We start from the raw sequence: 12,660 nt of genomic DNA on the forward strand, positions 1-12,660 counted from the left end.
CGTCAGCGGCGCCGCGGTCCGGGGCCCCGTGCCGGCCCCGCCGCGCCGCCCGGAGCGGCCGGCCCGGCCCCCCAGCTGCGACGCGTCGCCCATCAGCTCCGGGAACAACTCCGTGTCGATGACCCGCACTTCCGTGCCGAACAGCGTCGAGAGCGCCGGGCGCGGCCGCCCCGTCTGGAGCGACACCACCTCGCGCAGCACACCCGTCAGCTGCTCAGCCATCTCCGCCGCCGAGGCGAACCGCCGCGCCGGATCCGGGTCGGTGGCCCGCACCAGCAGCCGGTAGAACGACTCGTAGGTCCGGAACACCTCGATGTTGTCCGGGTCGGGCAGCGAGTCCACGAAGACGTTGGTGTAGCCCTGGAAGTCGAAGGTGAGCACCGCGAGTGTCCGCGCGACCGTGTACAGATCGGAGGCGACCGACGGGCCGATCTCCGCGACCTCCGGCGCCTGGTACCCCACCGTGCCGTAGATGGCCGACTCGTCGTCGTCCATCCGCCGGACGGCGCCCATGTCGATCAGCTTCAGCTGGTCCTCGGTCTGGATCGCGTTGTCGACCTTGAAGTCGCAGTAGAGCAGGTTGCGGCTGTGCAGATGGCCGAGCGCCTCCAGCGCCTCGATGCCGTACGCGCACGCCTGCTCGACCGGCAGCGGATCGCGCTTCCCGGCGGCGGTGCGGCGCTCGTTGGCGATGTCCTTGAGCGCCTTGCCGCCGACGTACTCCATCACGATGTAGCCGTCGAGCGAGCCGGTGCGCTGGTCGAGGTGCTCGACGAAGTTGTAGATCCGGACGATGTTGGAGTGCTCGATCTCGGCGAGGAAGCGCCGCTCGGAGATCGCGGCCTCCATGGCGTCCTGGTCACCGGTGTCGAGCAGACCCTTGAGGACCACCCAGCGGTCCGAGACCGCACGGTCGACCGCGAGATAGACCCAGCCGAGCCCGCCGTGCGCCAGACAGCCGGCCACCTCGTACTGGCCGTGGACGATGTCGCCCCCGTGGAGCTTGGGCACGAAGGAGTAGGGGTGGCCGCACTTGGTGCAGAACCCCTCCGTGCGGCCCACCCGGTCACCGCGCGACCGGCCCACCGGCGCCCCGCAGTCGGAACGCGAACAGAAACGCTTCCGCTCCGGCACCTCCGGGTTCTCCATCACCGCCGAGCGCGGGTCGGGACGCGGCACGTCCGGCACCTCGACCAGGCCCACGCCCAGCCTGCCCCGGGCGGACGCGCCCGAGGACGAACCGGAGGAACGGACCGAGACCGAGGGGGAGGTGGCGGCGCCGGACAGCGACCGCGAGAGCCGCCCCGACACCGAACGCCGCGAGGTCGACGAGCGGGAGGAGCGGGACGAACGCGAGGACGCCCGGGACGAGGACCGCGAACTGCTGTTGCTGCCCCGGCTGTTCGCACCGCCGCCCGCGATCCCGGTGGCCGGCGAGCTCACCATCCCGTTCGGCGAGACGACCGGAGCCAGACCGCAGGTGTCGCAGTACAGCTCACCGCCGCCCATGTCCTCGTAACTGCCCTCGCACGCGGGGCGCTGGCACTGCGTACTCATGGTCGGTCCCCCTGATCGCCCCGCCGCCGCAGCGGCCCTGCCACCTTGCACACGTCTGTGGTCATCGCCGGTCCTCCGGCCCCGGCGCCCGGCGCTGGGACAGCAGCTCGGCCGCCGCCTCCTGGTAGCGCAGCACCGCCTGCCCGGCGACCCGCAGATCGCAGGGCGCGCTCCACAGCATCCGGCGCGCCGCGTCGTACCGCTCGATCAGCAGCGGATCCTCGGCCAGCCCGTGCCGGGCGACCTTCGCCCTGTACGCGTCGAGCCTGCCGCGCAGCTCCGCCCGCACGGCCAGCGGGGCCGTGACCGCGGTCAACGACTCACGGGCCCGCAGCAGTTCCTCCTCCGCCTCCCGCTCCAGGGTCTCCAGGAGCGGGGACAGCCGGTGCCACTGGGCGTGCCTGCGGTACTCCGAGGCGGCGGCCAGCCGCTCCTGGAGAACCGTCGCGGGGCCGCTGACCGCGGGCACCTCGGAGGCCGCGATCTTCGCCAGCACCTCGCCGCGCGCCGACCGGGCCTCGGTCAGGGTGCGGTCCGCGCGGGAGAGCACGTCGCGCAGCTGGACCAGGCGCTGCTCGGCGTCCTGCCGGACCGCGAGCACCGCCTCGATCTCGCGGCGTACGTCGTCCAGGGCGCGGGCCGCCCGGTCGTAGCGAGCCGTGTCGGGGCGACCGCCGCCCGGCGCCGAACTGCCGGGCCCCGGCAGCCAGAACGCCAGGGGATCGGAGATCACCTGTACCCGCAGCGTGGTCAGCTCGTGCGTGATCGCCTCCAGATCGTCACCCGCCGGGTGCTCACCGGGCCGCACCCCCACGGAGTGCGCAAGCGAACGGGTGCGGTGCAGCTCGGCGGCGAGCAGATCTATCCGGGCGGGCAGCGCGGACCACACGGAGTCGGAGGCCACGACCATGTCCAGCGAGCGGGCGTACAGCTCGTTCATCCGGGCGACCAGCTCCTCCAGCGTGAACCGCTCGGAGAGCTTGGCCGGGCCGTTGACCGAAGGGTCGGGGCGGGCCGCCGCGTGCGCCACGGTGACGCCCTGGCCGCGCAGCAGCTCGGTGAGGGCCACCAGATCGTCCCGGTTGGGATAGCGGCGGCGGGCCCGCACCGAACGGGCCTGGGCGAGCGCCCCCGCGTAGGCGTCGAAATACCCCCACAGCAGCGTGATCGACTGCTCGGTGGAGGCCCAGCGCTCCCTGGTGACACCGGTCAGCTCGGCGCCCTCCAGGAGCCGGCGGCCCGCGTGGTCCTGCAGCGCGAGCAGCGAGGTCTCGATCGCCTCGTGCTCCGCGCCGAGCCGGGCCAGCGCACGGTCCGCCTCGTCCCGGTCCATGACCGGGCCGGGGGGCCTGGCCGCATAGCCGGGGAAGGGGCCCGCGCCCATCGATCACCTCTCCGCTCTTGCTGCCGGGACGTGCCCGGCAGGATCAGTGCCACTGCCTCACCGCCCGGGTCCGCGCCATCGCGCCGACCCGGCCGGAGCCGGCGGTCAGTCGTTCCGGTACTTGGGGGCCGGCGGTCCCTTTATCCCCGGCAGCCCGGCCTCCAACCACTCCTGGTACGACAGCATCCAGTCGCTCCTCGCACCACCACTGCGGTAGTCGACCAGCACCTGGTTGACCCTGGCCACCAGGTCGTCCGCCCCGAGCTTCGCCGCCACACCGTAGTACTCGGTGGTGAACGGCTTGTCGCCCTTCAGCTCGACCGCCGGGTCCTGGGCGGCCTGTCCGGCCGCCAGGGCGTTGTCCGTGACCACCGCGTCGACCTCGCCCATCTGCAACCGCACCAGGCAGTCCAGCTGGTTGGGGACGGTGAGCTGGTTCTCGTCCGCGGCGGTGCCGTCGTGCGGGTCCTCGAAGACCGCGCCGAACGACTGCTTCTTCAGCGCGTCGTAGGCGGTGGAGCCGTTGGCGGTGCAGACCCGCTTGCCGGCCAGGGACCTGTCGTACCCGGTGATCGTCGAGTCCTTCGGCGCGAGGACCTGCTGGCCGGCCTGGAAGTAGGCGGTGGAGAACGACACCTTGCGCGCCTGCTTGCAGTTGATCGTCATCGTGCGGACGACGACGTCGACCTTGCCGTCCGCCAGGAGTTCGGCCCGCTTGTTGGTGGGGATGGCCCGGAAGATCACCGCGTCGCGGTCGTTCAGGATGTTCCCGGCGATGGCCCGCACCAGATCGATGTCGAAGCCCTCGATCCGGCGGTTCTCCGGGTTGCGGTAGCCCCAGCGGAAGCTGTTCTGGTCGACGCCCGCGATCAGCTTGCCGCGCTTCTTGATCTTCTCGATGTTCGGACCGTCGGCGGACGACGGCGGGAGGCTCGCCTCCGGGTCGGTGCAGTCCTCGGCGCTGGTCTGGACCGCCTGCGCGGTCCGCTGGCCCGCGACGGCCCCGCCGAAGGCCTCGGCGCCGCCGTGGGAGAGCGGCAGCAGGGTCAGCGAGGCCGTCACCGCGCAGGCCGCGGCCATGGCCGTCACCCCGCCCCAGCCGCGCAGCCTGACCCGGGCGGACCGGGCGCCCCTGCGCTTGTCGGTCATCGCTCCCCCTCTCATCGGTACTCCGAGAGCCTGCGGTTGATCCCGACGATCGCGGCGGCGGCACCCAGCACGGCCAGCGCGGCGGCCCCGGCCGACAGCCCCCACAGCGCCCCGCGCCCGTCCTCGGCGGCCCGGGTGAACTGGTCCTGCTCGTGGGCGAGCGCCTTCGCCAGCGCGTCGTCCACCTGCTGGAAGGACCGGCCGGTCGATTCCTTCGGCCCGATGATCTGCTCCAGGGCACCCTCGTAGTCACCGTTGTCGTCGGTGGTGCGGGCGGCCCGGTGACGTTCCTGCCACTCGGTGGCGGCGGTGACGGCGGCCTCCACCGGGGACTTCCCCCGGTCGTCCTCGGCCAGCCCTCCGGCGTTCCCCAGCGCTTCGCGCAGTGCCTTCATGTCCGTCGTGTAGTCCGACTCGTACTTGTCGTTCTTGCCGTCCGGGGTGAGCACCGCGCCCCGGGCGACGAGCGTGAGGTTCTCGTTGGCGCGGGCCTTCAGCGAGTCGATCCGCGCGTGGTTGAGCACATCGAGGGACTGCTGCCCGTTCACATCCGCGGCATGCAACTGGGACCGGGCCACCGTGTGCCCCACGGCCAGCCACAGCAGGATCACGGTGGACGCGGCGGTCGCCACGAGCAGTCCGTGGTTGAAGACCCGGTTCGTGCGGCGGTAGTTGCGCCGCTGCGCCCAGAACAGCCCGGCCAGGGCCACCACGCCGAGCCCCAGCGAGAGGAACGGCCAGGTCCGCGCCGATTCGTTGTCCTCGCCCAGCCGGCCGGTCTCCGCCGTGTACAGCCGCTCGGCGGCGGGCAGCAGCACGTTGCTCATCTTCTGGTTGGCGTACCGGAGATAGGCGCCGCCCAGCGGCAGGCCCTGCCGGTTGTTGGCCCGGGCGCGCTCGATCAGGCCGGTGTAGCGGGGGAGTTCCACGTTGAGGGTGGCGATCTCCTGCCCGGACCTCGTCGCCGAGTCCGTGTTGGCGGCGGCCTTCACCAGCAGCCGGGACGCCTCCTTGATGTCCCGCTCGTACTGGTCGTGGACGTCCTTCGGCTCCTGAGCACCCGCCAGGAAGCCGCTCGCCGCGGCGGTGTCGGCATCCGCCAGCGAGCGGTAGACGGCCGCCGCGTCGGCGCTCAGCGGCTGGCTGCGGCCCACCACGTCACTCGCGGCGGACTCCCGGTCGGCGACCTCGAACGCCGTCACGGCCCCGAACGCCACGACGAGCAGGGCCAGTACGGCCCCGATGATCTGCAGCCTGCCGGGCTCGGTGGTGGCCGCGGCCCGCACCCGGCCGGCCGTCGTGGACAGCACGCCGCGATGCGGCGGAGCGGGTACGGTCGCGGGCGCGGGCGGCGATGCCTGCTCGTGTTCCGGCGCCGTGCGTACATTCGGCGGGTATGTCACTCGACCTCCCCCTCGGTCACTGACGGTGGCCCGGCCCCCGGCCGATCGGGGACTGGTGCCCGGCCATGAAGTATGGCCGCAGGGACCGACATCCACACCTGGAACGTCCGGATCCTGCATCGGCCCACGGACGCGCTCGCGCACATCCGACTGCGGTCACCCCGCATTCGATCAAGGCATGCGCCGCCGATCAAGACGATCGGCGGACCAGTACCCGATGCGGGCCGATCTCCCCACTCATGAACACGTCCGGGACAACTGATCGGTTCCCGTACGCAAGGGGCGTCCCTCGGCGCACAGGCACCGGGGGACGCCCCTTGACGGCGGACGACGCGTCAGCCGTACTGCGCGCGCAGCCTCTCGTGCACCGGGGCCGCCGCACCCGTGTGGTCCAGACCGAGCAGCGCGGCGCCCAGCACCGGCGGCTGGGTCACCACCCGGATCACCGCCTTCGGGGCGCGCGCCGCGAGGAGTTCGGCGATCCTCGTGTCCAACTGCGGGTGGCGGGCGGCCAGCACGCTGCCGCCCAGTACCACCGGCGCCGGTTCGTCCAGCAGGCCGAGCCGGCCCAGCGCGACCGACGCCATCGCGACGACCTCCTCGGCCAGCCGGTCCACCAGCGCGCCCGCCACCGCGTCCCCGGCCGCCGCGGTCGCGAAGAGCACCGGAGCCAGCTCGTGCCGGCGCTCGAACTCGACCCGGCCCAGATGCAGCGCCTCGATCAGCGCGTACATCGAACCGAGCCCGAAGTGCCCCGGCAGCGTGCGGACCAGCTCGGTCGGCTCACCGCGCCCGTCCTCGGCCCGCGCGGCGAACCACATCGCCTCCTCGGCCAGCCCCGCGCCACCGCCCCAGTCACCGGAGATCCGGCCTATGGCGGGGAACCGCGCGGTCCGCCCGTCCGGCACCATGCCGACACAGTTGATCCCCGCGCCGCAGACCACGGCCACACCGCGCGGCTCGTCCACCCCCGCGCGCAGTATCGCGAAGGTGTCGTTGCGCACCTCGACGGTGGCGCCCCAGCCCCGCGCGCGCAGCGCCGCGGCCAGTTGCTCCTCCTCCACCGGAAGGTCGGCGTTGGCGAGACAGGCGGACACGTGCGTGACGGGGCCGACCGGTCCGGAGGAGCGCTCCAGCGCCTGTTCGACCGCCGCGCCGAGGGCGTCGACGGCCGTCTCGATGCCCACGGCGGGCGGCTGGAAGCCGCCGCCCCGGGCCGTCGACAGCACCGTTCCGTCCCCGCCGATCAGCGCCACGTCGGTCTTGCTGTTCCCCGCGTCGATCGCGAGGACCGAAGCGTTCACGCCCACGCCAGGTGCTCCCGGTTGTGCGCGATCAGCTTGTCGGTCAGCGCCTCGGCGTACTCGAACTGACCGATCAGCGGGTGCGCGAGCAGCGCCCTGAACACCCGATCGCGGCCACCGCGCAGCGCGGCCTCCAGGGCGAGGTCCTCGTACGCCGTCACGTTGGAGATCAGACCGGCGTACAGCGGGTCCAGCGCGGGAACGGCGAGCGGCGTCGCGCCCGTGCCGTCGACCCGGGCCTGCACCTCGATCACCGCGTCGTCCGGCAGGAACGGCAGGGTGCCCTTGTTGTACGTGTTGACCACCTGCACCGCGGAGCCGCCGGAGCCGAGCAGCGAGGACGCCAGGTCCACGGCCGCCTCCGAGTAGAAGGCGCCGCCGCGCTTGGCGAGCAGCGCGGGCTTCTCGTCCAGCGTCGGGTCGCCGTACATGGCGAGCAGTTCCTTCTCCATCGCGGCCACCTCGGCCGCCCGGGACGGCTTGGTGCCGAGCTCCCGCACGACCTCGTCGTGCGCGTAGAAGTAACGCAGGTAGTACGAGGGGACGACGCCGAGCCGGTCGGTGATCGCCCGGGGCATGCGCAGATCGTCCGCGATCGCGTCGCCGTGCTCGGCGAGCAGCCTCGGCAGCACGTTCTCGCCGTCCGGGCCGCCGAGACGGACGCCGAGCTCCCAGGTCAGGTGGTTGAGCCCGACATGGTCGAGGTGCACCTCGGCGGGGGTGACGTCGAGCAGCCGCGCGAACTTGCGCTGGAAGCCGATCGCCACGTTGCACAGGCCGACGGCCTTGTGGCCGGCCTGGAGCAGCGCCCGGGTGACGATGCCGACCGGGTTGGTGAAGTCGATGATCCAGGCGTCCGGGTTGGTCCGGCGGACCCGCTCGGCGATGTCCAGGACGACCGGCACGGTGCGCAGCGCCTTGGCGAGGCCGCCGGCGCCGGTGGTCTCCTGGCCGACGCAGCCGCACTCCAGCGGCCAGGTCTCGTCCTGGTTGCGGGCTGCCTGGCCGCCGACGCGCAGCTGGAGCAGGACCGCGTCGGCGTCGGCGACGCCCGCGTCCAGGTCGGAGGTGGTGACGATCCTCCCCGGGTGGCCCTGCTTGGCGAAGATCCGCCGGGCGAGGCCGCCGACGAGCTCCAGGCGGTCGGCCGCCGGGTCGACGAGCACCAGCTCCTCGATGGGCAGCGTGTCCCGCAACCGGGCGAAACCGTCGATCAGTTCAGGTGTGTAGGTGGACCCGCCACCAACTACTGCGAGCTTCATAGGTCAGCCCTTTACTCCGGTCAGTGTGACGCCCTCGACGAATGCCTTCTGTGCGAAGAAGAAGACGAGGATCACGGGGGCCATGACCAGTACGGTCGCGGCCATGGTCAGGTTCCAGTCGGTGTGGTGTGCGCTCTTGAAGGAGTCCAGGCCGTAACTGAGCGTCCAGGCAGCGGGGTTCTCCGACGCGTAGATCTGCGGGCCGAAGTAGTCGTTCCAGGCGTAGAAGAACTGGAAGAGGGCGACGGCGGCGATGCCCGGCTTGGCCATCGGCACCACGACGCGCATCAGGGTGCGGAACTCGCCGCAGCCGTCGACCTTCGCCGCGTCGAGGTACTCGTTCGGGATGGTCAGCAGGAACTGCCGCAGCAGGAAGATGGAGAACGCGTCGCCGAACGCCATCGGGATGATCAGCGGCCAGAGCGTGCCGGACATGTCCAGCTGCTTGGCCCAGAACAGATACATCGGGATGACGACGACCTGCGGCGGCAGCATCATCATCGAGATGACCAGCATCAGCGACAGATGCCGGCCGCGGAAGCGGAACTTGGCGAGCGCGTAGGCCACGGGCAGCGACGAGACGACCGTGAGGACGGTGCCGAGCCCCGCGTACAGCAGGGTGTTGCGCCACCAGGTCAGGAAGCCGTCGGTCTCGAAGACCCGCTGGTAGTTGCTCCACTCGAAGGGGTGCGGCCACAGCTCGCGGGTCAGCGCCTGCTGGTCGCTCATCAGCGAGGTGAGCAGGAGGAAGACGAACGGCAGCACGAAGAAGAGCGCGGCGGCGACGCCGAGCGCGTGCACCGCGATCCAGTTCAGCAGCGACTTGCGCCGCGCGACGCGTTCGGCCGGGGTGGCCGGGCCGGTCGCGGGGCCGGCCGTCTTCACGGCGTCGAGAGTCTGCGCCACGTCACTCACCTGCCTGGATCAGTCCGCTGCGGCGCCGCATCAGCAGTGCGGTGAACGCCATGGCGAGTACGAAGAGAACGAGCGCGACCACGCAGGCGGAGCCGTAGTCGAAGCGCTGGAAACCGAGGTTGTAGACGACCTGCGGCAGCGTCAGTGTCGACTTGTCGGGATAGCCCGGTTCGAACTGCTGCCCGGAGCCGCCCATCACGCCCGAGGCGACCTTCCCGGCCACGAACGGCTGGGTGTAGTACTGCATCGTCTGGATGATCCCGGTGACTACCGCGAACAGGATGATCGGCGAGATGTTCGGCAGGGTGACGAAGCGGAACCGCTGGAACGCGGTCGCCCCGTCCAGCTCCGCCGCCTCGTACTGTTCCTTCGGTACGTCGAGCAGCGCGGCCATGAAGATCACCATCAGGTCGCCCACCCCCCAGACCGCCAGCGCGGTCAGGGCCGGCTTGGACCAGGCGGCGTCGGTGAACCAGCCGGGCGTGGGCAGCCCGATCTCGCCGAGGATCGAATTGACCGGCCCGGTACCCGGGTTGAGCAGGAAGACGAAGCCGAGGGTCGCCGCGACCGGCGGGGCCAGGTAGGGCAGGTAGAACAGGGTCCGGAAGACCCCGGCACCCGTCTTGATCTTCGTGATCAGCAGCCCGACACCGAGGCCGAACACCACCCGGCAGGTGACCATGACCACGACCAGCCAGAGCGTGTTGCGCAGCGCCGGCCAGAACAGCGGGTAGTCGTTGAAGACGAACGACCAGTTCTTCAGCCCGCTGAACTCGGGGGCCGTGAAACCGTCGTACGAGGTGAAGGAGAAGTAGACGGTGGAGATCAGCGGGTAGGCGAAGAAGACGCAGAACCCGATCAGCCACGGCGACATGAAGGCCGCTGTCCGAAGCGCCGACCGGCGGCGCTTCGCACGGAGTGTGTATGTGGTCATCGCGGCGCTACTTCGCCTGGGCGATGGCTGCGTCGATCTCCTTGGCGGTCTTCTCCAGACCCGCCTCGATGTCCTTCTGCTTGCCCTTCTCGATGTCGAATCCGAGGTTCTGCAGGGACACCAGGTACGCGCCGCCGTTCACCGAGGGCGGGGTGGTGGTGCTCTTCGGGTCCGCGGCGATGTCCAGGAAGGTCTTGAACCGCGGGTCGTACTTCAGTTTCGGCGACTTCAGCGCCGCCAGGGTGGAGGGCACGTTGTGGATGGCGTTGGCGAAATTCACCACGGCGTCGGTGTCGGTCGTCATGAACTTCACCAGCTCCCAGGCCGCGTTCTGCTTCTTCGAGGTGGCGGCGATACCGGCGATGGTGCCGGTCAGATAGCCCTTGCCGTAGGTGTCGGCCTCGTCGTCGGCGACGGGCATGGGGGCGACGCCGATCTCGAACTTCGGCTTGGTCTCCTCGGCCATCCCGAGCCGCCACTCGCCGTCCAGCTGCATGGCCACCTGGCCGGTGTGGAACGGGTGCTTGGCGCCCCACTCGTCACCGAACGACGTGCGGTACTTCTCCAGCTTCTCGTAGCCGCCCAGGTCGTCGACCAGCTTCTTCTGGGTCTTGAGCATGGCGGCGAACGACGGGTCCTCGGCGATGTTCGACTTGCCGTCCGCGTCGAAGTACTTCGGGTCCCAGCCACCGAGGTAGTGCTCGGTCGTCGTCTCGTAGCCGTGGTAGTTCGGCATGAAGCCGAGCTGCTCGTACGAGTCGCCCTTGGTCTTCGTCAGCCGCTTGGCGGTCGCGGCCAGCTCCGACCAGGTCTGCGGGGGCCTCTTGATGCCGGCCTTCTCGAACGCGTCCTTGTTGTAGTAGAGGCCGTACGCGTCACCGAGCAGCGGCAGGGTGCAGCGCACCCCGTCGAACTGGGTGTACTCGTTCATCGCCTTCGGGAAGGTCTTGTCCGGGTCGATCCCGTCCTTCTTCAGGAAGGGGTCGAGGTCGAGGAACGCCTTCGACGAACAGAACTTGCCGACATTGTTCGTGGTGAACGACGAGACGACGTCCGGGGCGTTCGAACCGCCCGCCCGCAGTGCCTGGTTGACCTTGTCGTCGGTCATGTCGCCGATGACCTTCACATGGATGTTGGGGTGCGCCTTCTCGAAGGCGTCGACCGTCGCCTGAATTCCCTGGACCTCGTTCGGGGAGTTCCAGCCGTGCCAGAAGTTGATGGTCGTCTCCTTGGACGGGTCATCACTGGCACCGTTGCTCTGCCCCGTACAGGCCGAGGCGAGCAGAGATATGGCGGCGGTCGCGGCGAGCGCGGCGGCCGTCTTCCGGCGGTTTCCGGACATGGCGGTCTCCCGGTGAAGGAATGGGGCAGGGGTACGGAGGAAACGGGCGGGCCGAGAAGGGGTCAGCGGGACGTGTCGAAGACTTCGTCACGGGTGGTGGCGAGGGCGCTCTCCAGCGCGCCGCGCAGTACGGGGCGGCGCATCACTTCTCCGGCGATCAGCCGGGGACGGGAGGCCGCCAGCTGGGTGAGCTCGGCCTCCACCCGGCAGCGCAGCGGCTCCCCGCCGGCCGCGATGACGTCGCCGGACAGCACGACGATCTCCGGGTCGAGCACGGCGATCATGGAGGCGAGACCGGTCGCGAGGCCGGTGGCGAACCGGTCGAGCAGCCGGGGGTACGGGCCTTCCTCGCCGGCCTCCGCGGCCTCGGCGGCGCGGGCGAGCAGCCGGGCCGCGACCTCGTGATGGGTGCCGGAGGCGCGGATCAGCTCGTCGTCGATGCCGAGCTCCCGGCCCAGCCGGGACAGCACCTGGGCGCCGGCCAGCTCCTGGAAGCCGCCCGCGTTCACCTTGGTGACCTGACGGACCAGCGGGGCGCCCGGCACCGGCAGGAAACCGACCTCGCCGGCGCCCCCGGTGAAGCCGCGGTGCAGCCGGCCGTTTATGACGAGGGCGGCACCGAGTCCCTCCTCGTTCCACAGCAGGACGAAGTCGTCGTGCCCCCGCGCCGCGCCCAGCCGCTGCTCGGCCACCGCGACCAGGTTCACGTCGTTCTCGTACTCCACCGGCATCGGCAGGAAGGCGGCCAGCTCCTCCAGCAGTGTCGGGGAGTGCCAGCCCGGCAGGTGCGAGGCGTACCGCAGCCGCCCGGTCCCGGGGTCGAAGGCGCCCGGGGTGCCGATGACGACCCGGTGCACATCGCCGCGGGTGAGCCCGGCGTCCTTCACCGCCCCGTCCAGTGCCTGAGCCACCTGCCGCACCACGCTTTCGGCCCGCCGCCCCGGGGTGCGCAGCTCGAAGTTCCCGACCGTCTCGCCGGTCACATCGGCGACGGCGGCGACGATCCGGCGGGCGTTCACGTCCAGCCCCGCGACATGGGCGGCCCGCGCGTTCACCCCGTACAACTGCGCGTTGGGCCCCGGGCGCCCCGCGACGGTCCCGGTCGCGACGACCAGCCCGGCCGCCTCCAGACGGGCCAGCAGCTGCGAGGCGGTCGGCTTGGAGAGCCCGGTCAGCTTTCCGATCCTGGTCCGGGACAGGGGGCCGTGTTCCAGCAGCAGGTCGAGGGCGGCCCGGTCGTTCATGGCCCGCAGAACGCGGGGGGTACCCGGTGTGGTTCCGGCCATGAGTGCTGCACCCGCCCTCTGTTAGGAAAGTTTCCTATTCGATGAGAGGACGGTATGCGCACGTCACCGGGGCGTCAATGGGCAGCGCCCCGGTGGCAACCAAAGCGTTACCTCGGTCACTTCC

The 12,660-nt window shown here is 71.0% G+C and carries 10 protein-coding genes; all 10 read right to left on the minus strand.

Going from position 1 to position 12,660, the window contains the following annotated elements:
* On the minus strand, positions 1–1,557 hold a 1,557-nt coding region (locus EES42_RS09230; RefSeq protein WP_164495207.1), incomplete at its 3' end, for a serine/threonine protein kinase.
* A 61-nt stretch (positions 1,558–1,618) separates the two neighbouring features.
* Positions 1,619–2,941, minus strand: coding sequence for a hypothetical protein (locus EES42_RS09235; RefSeq protein WP_124717659.1), 1,323 nt, complete (start codon positions 2,939–2,941; stop codon positions 1,619–1,621).
* A gap of 105 nt (positions 2,942–3,046) precedes the next feature.
* Entirely contained in the window at positions 3,047–4,090 is a 1,044-nt protein-coding gene (locus EES42_RS09240; protein WP_124717660.1) for a glutamate ABC transporter substrate-binding protein, read from the minus strand.
* An 11-nt stretch (positions 4,091–4,101) separates the two neighbouring features.
* A complete protein-coding gene (locus EES42_RS09245) occupies positions 4,102–5,400 on the minus strand; it encodes a hypothetical protein (RefSeq protein WP_124717661.1) in 1,299 nt (432 codons plus the stop codon).
* Positions 5,401–5,828: 428 nt separating this feature from the next.
* Complete coding sequence (locus EES42_RS09250) at positions 5,829–6,803, minus strand: N-acetylglucosamine kinase (RefSeq protein WP_124717662.1); 975 nt, start codon at positions 6,801–6,803, stop codon at positions 5,829–5,831.
* Positions 6,794–8,059, minus strand: coding sequence for a 6-phospho-beta-glucosidase (locus tag EES42_RS09255; protein ID WP_124717663.1), 1,266 nt, complete (start codon positions 8,057–8,059; stop codon positions 6,794–6,796). The genes EES42_RS09250 and EES42_RS09255 overlap by 10 nt, the downstream gene beginning before the upstream one ends.
* 3 nt (positions 8,060–8,062) lie before the next feature.
* On the minus strand, positions 8,063–8,965 hold the full coding sequence (locus EES42_RS09260; RefSeq protein ID WP_124717664.1) for a carbohydrate ABC transporter permease: 903 nt from the start codon (positions 8,963–8,965) through the stop codon (positions 8,063–8,065).
* Position 8,966: 1 nt separating this feature from the next.
* Positions 8,967–9,908, minus strand: a complete 942-nt coding sequence (locus EES42_RS09265; protein ID WP_124717665.1) for a carbohydrate ABC transporter permease — start codon at positions 9,906–9,908, stop codon at positions 8,967–8,969.
* Between the two features lie 7 nt (positions 9,909–9,915).
* Positions 9,916–11,250, minus strand: a complete 1,335-nt coding sequence (locus EES42_RS09270; protein ID WP_124717666.1) for an ABC transporter substrate-binding protein — start codon at positions 11,248–11,250, stop codon at positions 9,916–9,918.
* A 62-nt stretch (positions 11,251–11,312) separates the two neighbouring features.
* A complete protein-coding gene (locus tag EES42_RS09275) occupies positions 11,313–12,536 on the minus strand; it encodes an ROK family transcriptional regulator (protein WP_124717667.1) in 1,224 nt (407 codons plus the stop codon).
* Between the last annotated feature and the right edge of the window lie 124 nt (positions 12,537–12,660).

Origin of the sequence: Streptomyces sp. ADI95-17 (assembly GCF_003846175.1) — a bacterium.
Taxonomy (GTDB): domain Bacteria; phylum Actinomycetota; class Actinomycetes; order Streptomycetales; family Streptomycetaceae; genus Streptomyces; species Streptomyces sanglieri.